Source organism: Ruegeria sp. B32, from assembly GCF_025141855.1.
In the GTDB taxonomy this organism is placed as follows: domain Bacteria; phylum Pseudomonadota; class Alphaproteobacteria; order Rhodobacterales; family Rhodobacteraceae; genus Ruegeria; species Ruegeria arenilitoris.
The window spans coordinates 324,449-337,186 of sequence record NZ_CP081106.1 but is presented as its reverse complement, the minus strand read 5'-3'; the positions used below and the strand labels follow the sequence as shown (position 1 = coordinate 337,186).

At 62.8% G+C, this 12,738-nt stretch carries 19 protein-coding genes; 9 read left to right on the top strand and 10 right to left on the bottom strand.

Translation table 11 applies throughout. The annotated features are described in order from the left end of the window. The first annotated feature begins 64 nt into the window (after positions 1-64). On the top strand, positions 65-835 hold the full coding sequence (locus tag K3752_RS01875; RefSeq protein ID WP_260064548.1) for an FCD domain-containing protein: 771 nt from the start codon (positions 65-67) through the stop codon (positions 833-835). A gap of 435 nt (positions 836-1,270) precedes the next feature. On the opposite strand, the gene K3752_RS01870 is transcribed toward K3752_RS01875, so the two are convergent. The 5 genes from K3752_RS01870 to K3752_RS01850 form a co-directional block, all read right to left on the bottom strand. Then, complete coding sequence (locus K3752_RS01870) at positions 1,271-1,831, bottom strand: F0F1 ATP synthase subunit B (protein WP_093965218.1); 561 nt, start codon at positions 1,829-1,831, stop codon at positions 1,271-1,273. Positions 1,832-1,836: 5 nt separating this feature from the next. Then, positions 1,837-2,388 (bottom strand): F0F1 ATP synthase subunit B', encoded by a 552-nt coding sequence (locus K3752_RS01865; RefSeq protein ID WP_260064546.1) that lies wholly within the window; start codon positions 2,386-2,388, stop codon positions 1,837-1,839. 86 nt (positions 2,389-2,474) lie between these two features. Beyond that, entirely contained in the window at positions 2,475-2,699 is a 225-nt protein-coding gene (locus K3752_RS01860) for a F0F1 ATP synthase subunit C (RefSeq protein WP_005981269.1), read from the bottom strand. Positions 2,700-2,768: 69 nt separating this feature from the next. After that, on the bottom strand, positions 2,769-3,524 hold the full coding sequence (locus K3752_RS01855) for a F0F1 ATP synthase subunit A (RefSeq protein WP_093965215.1): 756 nt from the start codon (positions 3,522-3,524) through the stop codon (positions 2,769-2,771). 2 nt (positions 3,525-3,526) lie between these two features. Then, the gene (locus K3752_RS01850) at positions 3,527-3,859 is read right to left on the bottom strand and encodes an AtpZ/AtpI family protein (protein WP_093965213.1); all 333 of its coding nucleotides are present in this window, start codon (positions 3,857-3,859) and stop codon (positions 3,527-3,529) included. 231 nt (positions 3,860-4,090) lie between these two features. Here K3752_RS01850 and K3752_RS01845 point away from each other — a divergent pair, with 231 nt between their 5' ends. Continuing rightward, complete coding sequence (locus K3752_RS01845; RefSeq protein ID WP_040634579.1) at positions 4,091-4,426, top strand: helix-turn-helix transcriptional regulator; 336 nt, start codon at positions 4,091-4,093, stop codon at positions 4,424-4,426. Here the strand turns inward: K3752_RS01845 and K3752_RS01840 are convergent. The 4 genes from K3752_RS01840 to K3752_RS01825 form a co-directional block, all read right to left on the bottom strand. Next, positions 4,423-4,836 (bottom strand): universal stress protein, encoded by a 414-nt coding sequence (locus K3752_RS01840; RefSeq protein WP_170361483.1) that lies wholly within the window; start codon positions 4,834-4,836, stop codon positions 4,423-4,425. The genes K3752_RS01845 and K3752_RS01840 overlap by 4 nt on opposite strands. 74 nt (positions 4,837-4,910) lie before the next feature. Continuing rightward, positions 4,911-5,180 carry a hypothetical protein gene (locus K3752_RS01835; protein WP_260064535.1) on the bottom strand — a complete coding sequence of 90 codons (270 nt, stop codon included), beginning with the start codon at positions 5,178-5,180 and terminating at the stop codon, positions 4,911-4,913. Positions 5,181-5,237: 57 nt separating this feature from the next. Beyond that, entirely contained in the window at positions 5,238-6,152 is a 915-nt protein-coding gene (locus tag K3752_RS01830) for a DMT family transporter (RefSeq protein ID WP_260064528.1), read from the bottom strand. After that, the gene (locus tag K3752_RS01825) at positions 6,149-7,027 is read right to left on the bottom strand and encodes a LysR family transcriptional regulator (protein WP_260064525.1); all 879 of its coding nucleotides are present in this window, start codon (positions 7,025-7,027) and stop codon (positions 6,149-6,151) included. Before K3752_RS01825 ends, K3752_RS01830 begins: the two co-directional genes overlap by 4 nt. Positions 7,028-7,148: 121 nt before the next feature. Here K3752_RS01825 and K3752_RS01820 point away from each other — a divergent pair, with 121 nt between their 5' ends. Then, positions 7,149-7,730, top strand: coding sequence for an FMN-dependent NADH-azoreductase (locus K3752_RS01820; protein ID WP_170366227.1), 582 nt, complete (start codon positions 7,149-7,151; stop codon positions 7,728-7,730). Positions 7,731-7,803: 73 nt separating this feature from the next. After that, positions 7,804-8,544, top strand: a complete 741-nt coding sequence (locus tag K3752_RS01815) for an aspartate/glutamate racemase family protein (RefSeq protein ID WP_260064522.1) — start codon at positions 7,804-7,806, stop codon at positions 8,542-8,544. On the opposite strand, the gene K3752_RS01810 is transcribed toward K3752_RS01815, so the two are convergent. After that, positions 8,545-9,075: a prolyl-tRNA synthetase associated domain-containing protein gene (locus K3752_RS01810; RefSeq protein WP_260064513.1), complete on the bottom strand. Its 531-nt coding sequence runs from the start codon at positions 9,073-9,075 to the stop codon at positions 8,545-8,547. A 258-nt stretch (positions 9,076-9,333) separates the two neighbouring features. On the opposite strand from K3752_RS01810, the gene ffh reads away from it, so the two are divergent. The 5 genes from ffh to rpsP are packed head-to-tail and all read left to right on the top strand — an operon-like array spanning position 9,334 to position 12,729. Further along, positions 9,334-10,842: a signal recognition particle protein gene (ffh, locus tag K3752_RS01805; RefSeq protein WP_093965200.1), complete on the top strand. Its 1,509-nt coding sequence runs from the start codon at positions 9,334-9,336 to the stop codon at positions 10,840-10,842. Next, positions 10,843-11,451 (top strand): GNAT family N-acetyltransferase, encoded by a 609-nt coding sequence (locus tag K3752_RS01800; RefSeq protein ID WP_260064510.1) that lies wholly within the window; start codon positions 10,843-10,845, stop codon positions 11,449-11,451. It abuts the gene before it with no gap. Next, positions 11,448-11,999, top strand: coding sequence for a GNAT family N-acetyltransferase (locus tag K3752_RS01795; RefSeq protein ID WP_260064508.1), 552 nt, complete (start codon positions 11,448-11,450; stop codon positions 11,997-11,999). The genes K3752_RS01800 and K3752_RS01795 overlap by 4 nt, the downstream gene beginning before the upstream one ends. Continuing rightward, a complete protein-coding gene (locus tag K3752_RS01790; protein ID WP_005981236.1) occupies positions 11,996-12,292 on the top strand; it encodes a chorismate mutase in 297 nt (98 codons plus the stop codon). The genes K3752_RS01795 and K3752_RS01790 overlap by 4 nt, the downstream gene beginning before the upstream one ends. Before the next feature lie 41 nt (positions 12,293-12,333). Beyond that, positions 12,334-12,729, top strand: a complete 396-nt coding sequence (gene rpsP / locus K3752_RS01785) for a 30S ribosomal protein S16 (protein ID WP_093965193.1) — start codon at positions 12,334-12,336, stop codon at positions 12,727-12,729. The last annotated feature ends 9 nt before the right edge of the window (positions 12,730-12,738 follow it).

Genomic DNA, 12,738 nt, shown 5'->3' with positions numbered 1-12,738 from the left:
CCCGTTCTTGCGCGGGCCCGGCATGTGTGGTCATATGATTTGACCAATTTTCAGCGATGATCCGATGCCCTTTCAGAAAGTCCAGACCGAGAAACTGTCCCTGGCCGTGGTCAAACAGATCGAGTTGCTGATCCTGCGCGGGATCCTGCGCCCCGGTGAACGCCTGCCGTCCGAGCGCGAGTTGGCCGACCGGCTTGGCGTGTCGCGCCCGTCGCTGCGCGAGGCGATCTCGCAACTGCAGGAGCAGGGCCTGCTGACCGCCAAGGCCGGATCAGGCATCTATGTGGCCGAGGTTCTGGGCTCGGCCTTTTCTCCGGCGCTGATCCGCCTGTTCAGCAGCCATGACGAGGCCGTGTTCGATTACCTGTCGTTCCGGCGCGACATGGAAGGGCTGGCGGCCGAACGCGCCGCGCGGCTGGGCTCGGACAGCGACCTGAAGGTGATTCAGGCGATCTTCGACAAGATGGAGGCTGCCCATGCCCGCAACGCGACCGATGACGAGGCCCATCTGGACGCGCAGTTTCACATGGCGATCATCGAGGCCAGCCACAACGTGGTGATGCTGCACATGATGCGGTCGATGTTCGATCTGTTGCGGCAGGGCGTGTTCTACAACCGCCAGATCATGTTCCACCAGCGCACGACGCGCGACGCGATCCTGAACCAGCACAGGGCAATCAACGCAGCCCTTCAGGCCCGCGACCCCGAAGCCGCCCGGCAGGCGGTGGAACAGCACCTTAGCTTTGTCGAACGCTGCATGGAAGACCAGCAGAAGGCCCGGCGCAACGAACTGATCGCGCGGCAGCGGCTGGAACATGAAACCGCCGAACGATAGGGGTCAGTTGTCAGACCCGACGCAATCTTCGTATTTGTAAAATCCGTTAGTTGGGGCGGTCCTGTTCGACATTCGGTTCGGACAGACAAACTGCGAAGTAAGGAAGATACTCTGTGACGGTTTGAAGAGCTTCGTTACTGCTGGTTTCAAGGATCAGATTCAGTTTGCGAGAAAGATGAGCAAAGACCGAACGTATCGTGCGTTCGATAAACTCACGCTATTGGAGTTGAGAATCTCAGGCCTGATCCCGGACACCGTGTTATGTATTGCTCTGGTATTTATCAGGCAACACGTAACATGCCTAAAGAAGATGCCTGGCTGTACAACAAAATGAGGCGAGGGCAGAAAACAGAGCCCTCGCCATATTTGTTGAGTCTTAGATTTAGCGCTGATGTCGTCTGGCGGACGGCTGCCGGCAGCAGCGCGCCGAACAGCTCAGTGCAGCTTGTCACCGACCTCGGAGATCGCCGAGTCAATCAGCTTGTTGGCTTGCGCCGCAGTCATCTGCTTGGCAAGCACGGACTTGGCCGCCGCAACGGCCGCAGTAACAGCCTGGTCGCGCACTTCCTTCACCGCCGAGGCCTCGGCCGATGCGATTTGATCCTGTGCGGCAGCCAGACGACGCGCGATGGATTTCTCCAGATCCGCCTTTGCCTGTTCGGCAGCCAGAACCGAATCTTCCTTCGCCGCGGCCACAATGGCTTCGGCCTGAGTCTGCACTTCGCGCTGCTTGCGCTCGTATGAGGCCAGCAGGCTGCGCGCTTCTTCATGCAGGGCACGGGCCTCGTCCAGCTCGGCCTTGATGCCTTCGGCGCGGTTGTCCAACGCCCCGCCGATCATCGACGGAACCTTGAAATAGAACAGGACCGCGATAAAGACGATGAAGCCCAGCGTCACAACGAAGTCGGTGTTCGCCAGCGAGAAGAAAGGCCCGCTTGCGGCCAGCGCCGGGCTGGCGAAGCCTGCGGTCAGGATAAGAGCAAGTGTATTCCGCATGTCACTTATCCTTTCATCTGGGCGCTGACGGCACTGCTGATGGTTTTGGCATCCGCCTCGCCGCCCAGCGCAGTCACCAGTTCGGCCGCCGTATCGTCGGCAACCTGTTGAATGCTTTCCAGCGCTCCGGCACGGATTTCGGCAATTGCCTTCTCCGATTCTGCCGCCTTGGCCGCGATTTCCGCATCTGCCTTGGCAATCGCGTCATCCAGATCCGCCTGGATTTCGGCGCGCGCTTCGGCTGCGATCCGCTGAGCCTCGGCACGGGCATCGGCCAGCGCCTTGTTGTAGGCCTCTTCGGCCTCGACCGCCTTGGCCTTCAGGTCTTCGGCCGCAGCCAGGTCATTTGTAATGGTCCCCTGACGCTCGGCCAGGATCGCCGCGATGCGCGGCAGGGCCACGCGGGACAGGACCAGAAAGATGACGACCAGCGTAATGACCAGCCAGAAGATCTGGTTGGGGAACCAATCGAAGCAGAGCTGCGGCATCCCGATGGCCGAGCCATGGGAATCGACGCATTTGCCGACTGCTTCTGCAGCTATGGGTTCTGTCGCCATGATGTCCTCCGTCGGAACGTTGTCTTTACAACAGGTGGGCCGCTATGGCTTGGGCCCACCTGCGCGTAAGGATCAGGTTCCGCAGATTATACGGCGAACATCAGCAGCAGCGAGACCAGGAATGCGAAGATCCCCAGGGCTTCTGCGAATGCGATACCGATGAACAGGGTTGCGGTCTGCGAAGCAGCCGCCGAAGGGTTGCGCAGAGCGCCGGCCAGGAAGTTGCCGGCCACGTTGCCCACCCCGATTGCGGCCGCGCCGGAACCGATTGCTGCCAGGCCTGCGCCGATGTGTGCGAGATCGCCTTCCATGATGTATCTCCTTACGAATTGGAAGTTTCGATTTTGGGTTATCGTTCCTGTGCTCAGGGTCGTCCCTGATCAGTGATGCGGATGCAGAGCGTCCTTCAGATAAACACAGGTCAGAATGGTGAATACGTAGGCCTGAATGAAGGCCACCAGGACCTCGAGGCCGTACATTGCAGTGATCGCCAGAACGGACACGGGCGAGATCACGGCGACCGCGGCGAAGCCGGCGAAAACCTTGATCACGGCGTGGCCCGCCATGACGTTACCTGCAAGACGAATGGAGTGGCTGACCGGGCGCACGAAGTACGAGATCAGCTCGATGATCGCCAGGATCGGGCGCAGCGCCAGCGGCGCGCTGGACACCCAGAACAGGCTGAGGAACCCGGCGCCGTTCTTGACAAAGCCCAGAACGGTCACGGTCAGAAACACGGCCAGCGCCAGCGGAATGGTGACCGCGAAATGCGATGTCGTGGTAAACGAGGTCGGGATCAGGCCGAGGAAGTTCGCGGTGACGATGAACATGAACAGGGTCATGACATAGGGGAAGTATTTGACGCCTTCCTTGCCACAGATGTCTTCCAGCATCTTGTAGATGAAGCCGTAGGCCAGCTCGGCGATCGACTGCATGCGGGTCGGGACGATTGCGCGCTTCGAGGTGCTCAGCACCAGCAGGCCGATGATGGCCAGAACCGCGAAGAACAGCCACAGGGTCACGTTGGTGGGCGTGTACCAAGCCATCTCACCGCCGAAAAGCGGCTTGACGATGAACTGGTCCATCGGATGGAAAACCAGGCTGCTGCCTTCTGCTGCGGTGGTCTCGGTCGCCACGTTCAGTCCCTCTCGTCCTTCTCGGCCTGTGTCGAGGCCGCTTGTTTCTCTTGAGCTTCTTGCGCGCTGCGGAGCATGACCTTCACGCCCGCGACAAGGCCCAGCAATGTGAACAGCACCAAGAAGATCGGGATCGTCCCGAACAGGCTGTCCAGCCCGTACCCGATGCCAAATCCGATCCCCAGACCGGAAACCATCTCGATGACCATCCGCCAGGCCAGTTCGCCCCCGGATATGTCAGCGTCCGCACGCGGTTTCGGCGCTTTGGCCTTTTTTGCCGCGTCGATCTTGGCCTCAAGCTGCGTCAGGCGCTGCTTTGGGTCGTCATCGGTCACGGGCGTTTCCCTCGCACAGTCTTGGCGCAGTTGCTATGCGGCCTCGCGCGCAGAGTCAACGCTGTTGATGGCTCCAATTGACGCAGCTTAACCGTTTGTTTTCAAATGTATATTAAGGGAGCACGTTGTCTGCCGATCGGGTCACTGGCAATCCATTCCGCTGGAAGCACCGGATTCCGCATATTCAACCAAATGGTTGACCAAACTTTCCCGCTGTGGTTCAGCGGGATCATGTCCGATGACCTCGATACCGTCTTTGCGGCCTTGGCCGACCCCACGCGGCGCGCGATCCTGGCGATGCTGCTCGAGGATGACATGGCCGTCACCGACGTGGCCGAGCCGTTCGAGATGTCGCTGGCGGCGATCTCGAAACACCTGACGATCCTGACCCGCGCGGGGCTGATCAGTCAGGAAAAGCGCGGCCGGGTGAAATGGTGCAAGCTGGAACCAGACGCCCTGCGCGCGGCCTCGGTCTGGATGCAGGGGTTCGGGCAGTTCGAACCCGTGAATCTGGATGCGTTCGAGCGGTTCCTGGAAAACCAGCTTTCCGCGGGGGACGAGGCCTAGCGCACCACGAAGACCGACATGCTGGCATGTTTGGCCAGGTATCCGGCATGGCTGGACAGGATGAAGTCGGTAATCCGTGGCGCATGGGTGCCCACCACGATCAGGTCGGCACCGATCTCTTCAGCGGTGCGGGCCAGGTCACCATCCACTTCGACCGCCACATCCACCGAATGAATGTTGCGGAAATCGACTTGCGCTCCGCTGGCCTGGGACAACTCGTCCGCCAGATCGGACAGATGGTCCTTGATCGCGGATTCGGTTTGCGTGGGGTCGCCGGGCTGGTTGCTTGTCACGCTGACGATGGTTATCCGCGCGCCCTGCCACCGGGCGACTTGTGCCGCAACTTCGGCCGCTTTGCGCACTTCGGGTGGCAGATGCAGATCGACGGGAAACATTATGTGTTTGAACATCAGTCCCTCCTTTCACGCCGATAGCTTAGCGGGTTTGACTCAACCGGCCCTTGATGTGGCTCAATCCAAGAGGATCAGCCTTGCTGGCTGTACTCGACCCCTGTGACCACGCCGCTGGGATCGGCGCGGCACAGCCAGGGTGCCTGAGCGCCAGCCACTGCGACCTGTGTGACGGTTCCCGCCGGTTCGGCAGTTGTTGACAGAGCCTGGACATCCGCGGGGCTCCGGTTTGCCTCAGCAGCCACCAATGCCTCGCAGCTGGCTTGAAGGATTGAATTGTCGGCGGTGTCCTGCGTACACCCAAAAACCAGCATTAGCGTGGCCGAGGCAATCAATCTGTGCATGTTCCGGTCCTTTCGGAGTTTGCCTCACCCTGCCACGAACGGGCGCTTTGGCAAAGGTCAGTCCGGCGCGGTTTGTTGCCGGGCCATCCCCAGGTCATCCCCTTTCAGCAGCAGCACAAGGGCAAGGATCGTCAGCCCGATCCCCACTAGAACCAGAAGGCCCGGCGCCGGTTGGCCCAGCGCGATCTGCCAGATGATCACCCAGCTGGGCGTCAGGTAGGTATAGGCCATGACCTTGGCCGACGGCAGCAGCAGCGTGGCGTACTGCAACAGAACGAAGGTGGCCGCGCTGGCGCAGATAGCCACATAGAACAGGCCGATCCAGACGATCGCCGGCAGGTTGGCCCAGTTGGTCGCGCGGATGTCGGACCAGCCGAACACCGTCAGCACCGCGCACCCAGCCACCAGCGTGCCGAAGGTGAACACGACCGGCGGCTCGCCCCGGTTCAGCTTGCGCACCATGGGTGTATAGATCGCATGGGCCACACAGCCCCCAAAATAGATGATCTCGCCCTGCCCGATCTCAAAGGCGCGAAAGGCAAGCCAATCGGCGCGGAACACCACCCACAGCGCGCCAACTGCGCCCACGCTCAACGCAAGGGCCATGTGCGGGGTGGTGATCTGGCGCAGCAACACCCAACCTGCCACCGCCGACAGGATCGGCGTCAGGGTGAACACCGCCGCCGCGCTGACCGGCGGCGCGGTCTTCAGCCCATAGAACATCAGCACGAAATAGGCAGAGAACAGCCCGCCCAGCACCAGATAACGCCACGGCGCGCGCGCCGCGCTGCGCGGCAGGCCGGTCGTCATCCGTGCCGCAATGCCGATCACCACGCCGGCAATTGCGAACCGCGCGGCGTTCAACGCCGCCGGCGCGATCTCGTTGGCAATCATCGAACCCAGCGAGAAACTGCCCGCCACCAGCGCCGAGAACACCAGCATGGCCAGATGGCCACGCGCCTGCGGGCTCATGGCAGCCAGCCCTTGGCTTGTTCTTTGAGAAATTTGAGAAAGGTCTGCACCTTGTTGGTGCGGTGCAGATCCACATGGGTTACCAGCCACAGATTGCCGGCCCATTCCGGCAGCGGCTCCATCACTTCCTGCAACTGCGGATGGCGGGCGGCCTCCCACCGGGCCATGAAGCCGATCCCCGCCCCGGCCAGAACCGCCTCGGCCACGGTAAAGTTGTTGGAACAGCGGAAGGTGATCGCCTCGGCCGGGACATTGGCGCGCAGCCAGCGAGAAAAAGGCGCGCGGCTGTTTTCATCATCCGCCCCGACGAAGGCGTGGTTGGGGAAATCCTCGACGCCCACAGGCAGGCCGCGCCGCGCGATATAGTCCTGACTGGCATAAAGCCCCACCTCTTGCGTCATGAAGGGCTGCACCACGTTGTCCGGCTGATCTGGGGCCGCACCGGCACGTATGGCCACATGCGCCTCGCCATATTCAAGGCGGAACAGGCGGTCGCCGGTCAGATAGCGCACGATCAGGTCGGGATGGTCCTGCTGGAACGCGGTCAGCGTGGGCACCACCAGCGGCGCCAGCGAGGCCAGCGACGTCACCACCAGCTCGCCCGAGACATCGTCTCCGCGCCCCTTCAGCCGCCCGACCAGCTGGTTGAACTGATCCTCGGTGGCCTGGGCCACGCGCAGCAGATCCTCGCCCGCCTCGGTCGGGGTGTAGCCGCGCGCGTGGCGCTGGAACAGCTTGACCTTCAACCGGGCCTCGATCGCGTCGATATGGCGGATCACCGTGGCATGGTGCACCCCCAGAACCTCGGCCGCGCCGCTGACCGTGCCCATGCGCGCAACCTGGTAGGCGGTGCGGACCTCGTCCCAATTGTCCATGACAAAACCAATTCTGTGCAATTTCCAACAATGCCTGTTGATTTATCCCAGTTTCGTTCGCTCACGCAACACTCATATTGGGCTCAGACGCAAAATCCGAACCCTGAGAAGGATCCACGCCATGACAAAGACCATCCTGCATATCGACGCCTCGGCCCGCCGCACCGGCTCGGCCACCCGCGACCTGTCGGCCCGCATCGTCCAACACCTGGGCGCCAGCCGCATCATCCGCCGCGACCTGGCCACACCCCTGCCCCTGCTGACCGAGGACTGGATCACCGCCAACTTCACCCCCGCCGATCAACGCGACGCCACCCAGCGCGACCTGCTGGCCCTGTCGGATGAGTTGGTCAAGGAACTGCAGCAGGCCGACACGGTGGTGATTGGGTTGCCGATCTACAATTTCTCGGTCCCGGCCGCCTTCAAGGCCTGGATCGACCTGGTCGCTCGTGCAGGCCTGACGTTCTCTTATACCGAGAATGGCCCCAAGGGCCTGCTGGAGGGCAAGCGCGCCATCCTCGCCATCGCTTCGGGCGGTACCGCGGTGGGGTCCGAGATCGACTTTGCAACCGGATACGCCCGCCATGTTCTGGGCTTCATCGGCATCCATGACGTGGATGTGGTGGCCGCTGACCGCATGGCGCTGGACCCGGAAGCAACTCTGAGCAACGCCCAGAAAGCCGTGGCCGAACTGGCCGCCTGATCCGGCCACTGGCCATCCCCGGCCAAACCGTCCAATCTGTCCCCGAGCGGGATCGGCAGATTGGACGGTTGTCATGAAGAAGATCGGAATTCTGGGCGGGGTCGGCTGGGCGTCGACAATAGACTATTACCGCGCCATCGCCGAGGGCGCGGGGCGCCATTTTGCAGAACGCGGGCACGGATCACCGCTGCCTGTTCCTCCGATGACCATCGAATCCGTCACCCAGGCCAAAACCCGCGCGCTGCGCGGAACCTCCGGCGACGAAGCAAGCTGGTCCGCGTTCGATGCCGTTTTCCGCGATGCACTGCTGACGCTTGAGCAGGCGGGATGTGATTTCGGCATCATCGCCTCGAACACACCTCACGCCCGTTTGCATGCGATCCGGCAGGGCGTGACCATGCCGATCCTGAGTATCTTTGATGCAACCGCCGTGGCCACCAAAACGACAGGCGCCAAAAGCGCGCTGGTGCTGGGAACCTCGGTCACGATGCAAGCGCGCCACTACGCGGAACGGTTGGCGGCTGAAGGCATCACAGCCAATGACCGGCTTCCAGAGGACCAGATCGCGGAAATGCAGGCCATGATCGACACCGAATTCTATGGCGGTGCCTCGGCCAATGCCCGCCACCGTCTGCTGGCATTCTGCAACCGGCACGCCGCCCCCGGAACCGCGATCCTGCTGGCCTGCACCGAATTGCCGCTGGCCTTTCCCCAACATCTTGATGACCCGGTTTTCGAGACCGACGGGCACCTGTTCATCAATCCCTCGGCCGCCCATGTCGCCGCCGCGTTGAAAGAGGCGCTGAGCGATTGATCAGGGATGCCAGGTAACCTCGCACCCGATCCGGTCGAAGAAGGCGATCAGGTCGTCGCGCGCCATGGCCACCGTCCGGTCGTTGACAAGCGGATGCATATAAATCACGTCCGCATGCTGCGCCGCGTCGTCCATGAAAAACCGCACATCGTTGCCGACGCCGTTGATCATCGCCAGCGGGCTGACCGCGCCGGGACGGATGCCAAGGTTCTGCATCAGCCGATCCGCCGACCCGAAGGACAGGTTGCCCACCCCCAGTTCGGCGCCCAGCGCCTTGAGGTCGATCTCGCGGCTCTGCTCCAGCGTCACCAGGTAGTTCCGCTTTTTCTTGTCGCGCAGATACAGGTTCTTGAGCCGCAACGCGTTTTCGCCCGGCACCATGAACTGATCCTCAACCGCCTTCGACTCTTCGACCGTCCGCAGCGGGACGTGGCTGTGCAGGCGATAGGGCAGCCCCCAATCGTCCAGCTGCGCCAGCAGTGCATCGGAACTAAGCGGCAATGTGTCCTGAAAGGCGGATGAGGCGTCCATGGTCTTCTCCCGAATATCGCGGCAGTCATGGCCGACGGGGCAAGACGATGCAACCCGGCAAGCGCGGATGGTTGACTCGGGTGGCCAATGGGCCTAAACGCCAACGCAACATCCGGAAGCGTCTGTTCTTCCGGTCCCTTGAGTCGTTCAGGGATCGCCCCCCACCAGCGAGTTTCGCCCGTGGGGGCGTTTGTGCATTGACCCGTCTGCCCCTATCTATGGGGCGCCAACCGACAACCGGCGAAGGAGGCCGAAGGCATGTTTGAAAATCTATCCGAACGCCTCTCTGGCGTCTTTGACCGGCTGACCAAACAGGGCGCCCTGTCCGAGGAAGACGTCAAGACCGCCCTGCGCGAAGTTCGCGTGGCGCTGCTTGAGGCTGACGTGTCGCTGCCGGTGGCGCGTGCGTTCGTCAAGAAGGTGCAGGAACAGGCGACCGGCCAGGCGGTGACCAAGTCGATCACGCCAGGCCAGCAGGTCGTCAAGATCGTGCACGACGCGCTGGTCGATACCCTGCGCGGCGAGGAGGACCCCGGCAAGCTGAAAATCGACAATCCGCCCGCGCCGATCCTGATGGTCGGCTTGCAGGGCTCGGGCAAGACGACGACCACCGGCAAGCTGGCGAAACGCCTGAAAGAAAAAGAGGGCAAGAAGGTCCTGATGGCCTCGCTGGACGTCTACCGCCCGGCGGCAATGGACCAGTTGGCGGTGCTGGGCACCCAGATCGGGGTGGACACCCTGCCGATCGTGCCGGGCCAGAAACCGGTGGACATCGCCAAGCGCGCCAAGCAGCAGGCCACGCTGGGCGGATATGACGTCTACATGCTGGATACTGCGGGCCGTCTGCATATCGACGAAGTGCTGATGGACGAGGTCGAGCAGGTCCGCAACGTGGTGGACCCGCGCGAAACCCTGCTGGTGGTCGATGGCCTGACCGGTCAAGTCGCCGTCGAAGTGGCCGAAGAGTTCGACGCCAAGGTCGGCATCACGGGCGTGGTCCTGACCCGGATGGACGGTGACGGCCGCGGCGGTGCGGCGCTGTCGATGCGCGCAGTGACCGGCAAGCCGATCCGCTTCGTGGGTCTGGGCGAGAAGATGGATGCGCTTGAAACCTTCGAGCCCGACCGCATCGCGGGCCGAATCCTGGGTATGGGCGACATCGTGGCCCTGGTCGAAAAGGCCCAGGAGACCATGGAGCTCGAGCAGACCGAGCGCATGATGAAGCGCATGATGAAGGGTCAGTTCAACATGAACGACCTGAAGATGCAGCTGGAACAGATGATCCAGATGGGCGGCATGCAGGGCATGATGGGCATGATGCCGGGCATGGGCAAGATGGCCAAGCAGATGGATCAGGCCGGACTGGACGACCGGATCCTGCGCCAGCAGATCGCCATGATCCAGTCGATGACCAAGAAGGAACGCGCCAACCCCGCGCTGCTGCAGGCCAGCCGCAAGAAACGCATCGCGGCCGGTTCGGGCATGGAAGTCAGCGACATCAACAAGCTGCTCAAGATGCACCGGCAGATGTCGGACATGATGAAGAAGATGGGCAAGATGGGCAAAGGCAAGATGCTGAAACAGGCCATGAAAGGCATGTTCGGCAAAGGCGGGCCCAGCCCCGAGGACATGGCTGCGGGCATGGACCCCAAGGCGCTGGAAGCCGCAGCCAAGGCGATGGGCGGCAAGATGCCCGGCGGCATGCCCGGCATGGGCGGCGGCATGGCCCTGCCCCCCGGCCTGAGCGGGTTCGGAAAGAAGAAATAAGTGACCGCGCCCGTCGCATATCCCTGGGAGGCTCCGGCCACTGGCCCCGCTGCCGCTCTGTCGGCGCGGCTGGCTGCGGACTTGCCGCGGCTGGAGACTGCGCGGCTGGTGCTGCGCGCGCCGCGGATCGGGGATTTCGACACCTATGCCGACATCCTGATGTCGGACCGCGCCAAACACATGGACGGCCCGTTTGACCGGCAGGCGGCTTGGCTGGATTTCTCGCAATACGTCGCGGGCTGGCTGCTGCGCGGGGCGGGAATTTGGGCCATCGAGGACCGCGCGGGCGGTCAGGTTCTGGGCTTCGTGTCGATCGGCATGGAATTCGGCGACCGCGAACACGAGCTGGGCTATCTGCTGACCGAAGCCGCCGAAGGGCGTGGCCTTGCAACCGAAGCGGCCGAAGCCGCCCGCGACTTTGCGCTGGGTCCGCAGGCCCTGCCGTCACTGGTCAGCTATGTGGACCCCGACAACGCAGCCTCGGCCCGCGTGGCCGAGCGCCTGTGCGCCCAGCGCGACCTGCAGGCCGAGGCCGGGTTCGACGAGCCGGTTCTGGTCTATCGTCACCTGCCCGGCGACGGCGATGGCGGGATGGAGGCCTACGCATGACGACCTTCACCATCCCGACCCTTGAGACTGAGCGCCTGATCCTTCGGGCACCGCATCCGGACGACCTGCCGGCCATGACGGCCTTCTACTCGACCGAGCGCAGCCACATGGTGGGCGGCCCCAGGGATGCGGCGGGCTGCTGGAACGGACTGGCGAACCGGCTTGGCCACTGGGCGCTGCGCGGCTATGGCTTGTGGCACCTGACCGAAAAGGCCAGCGGTACTTTCGTGGGCTGGACCGGCATGATCTATGTGCCGGGCTGGGACGAACCCGAGCTGGGCTGGACCCTGATGGAACAGGCCGAAGGCAAGGGCCTGGGCTTCGAGGCCGCGCAGGCCGCCCGCGACCATGCGGCGCGCCATCAGGGGCTGAACGGCGTCATCAGCTACATCGCCCACGCCAATGACCGTTCGCGCGCTCTGGCAGAGCGCCTCGGCGCCACTTACGAGCGCGAGGGCGAAGTGCTGGGCAAGTCCGCACAGATCTGGCGGCACCCGAAACTCGACACGTCAACGACCGATCTGAACACCGAAAGGACCGGCCAATGAACAATCCCGTGACGCGGGCCGCGGCCTTGCTGAAAGATCACCGCGAAAGCATCGACCGGCTGGACGCGATTCTGGTCTATACGCTGGCCGAGCGGTTCAAGCACACGCAGGCCGTTGGCAAGCTCAAGGCCGAACACGACCTTCCCCCGTCCGATCCCTCGCGCGAGGCCGCGCAGATCGCACGGCTTGAAGACCTGGCGAAAGAGGCGGATCTGGACCCCGATTTTGCCAAGGCTTTCCTGAATTTCATCATTCAGGAAGTCATCCGACACCACAAGAAGCACCAGAAATAGCCGGAGCTTTCCGGCCAACGCCATCCAAAGGAGATACCACAATGGCAATGAAAATTCGTCTGGCCCGTGGCGGCTCGAAAAAGCGCCCCTTCTACCGCATCGTTGCAGCGGACAGCCGCATGCCGCGTGACGGCCGCTTCATCGAGAAGCTGGGCACCTACAACCCGCTGCTGCCGAAAGACAGCGAAGAGCGCGTGAAGATGAACATGGAGCGCATCCAGTACTGGCTGGACCAAGGCGCGCAGCCGACCGACCGGATTGCCCGCATGCTGGAAGCCGCCGGCGCCAAGGAGAAAGCCGAGCGCAACAACCCTCAGAAGGGCACCCCGGGCAAGAAAGCCCAGGAGCGCGCGGAAGAGAAAGCCGCCAAGGCTGCTGAAGCCGCAGAGGCTGCTGCCGCTCCGGCCGAAGAAGAAGCTGCTGCTGCAGAAGAGTAAACAGGCGGG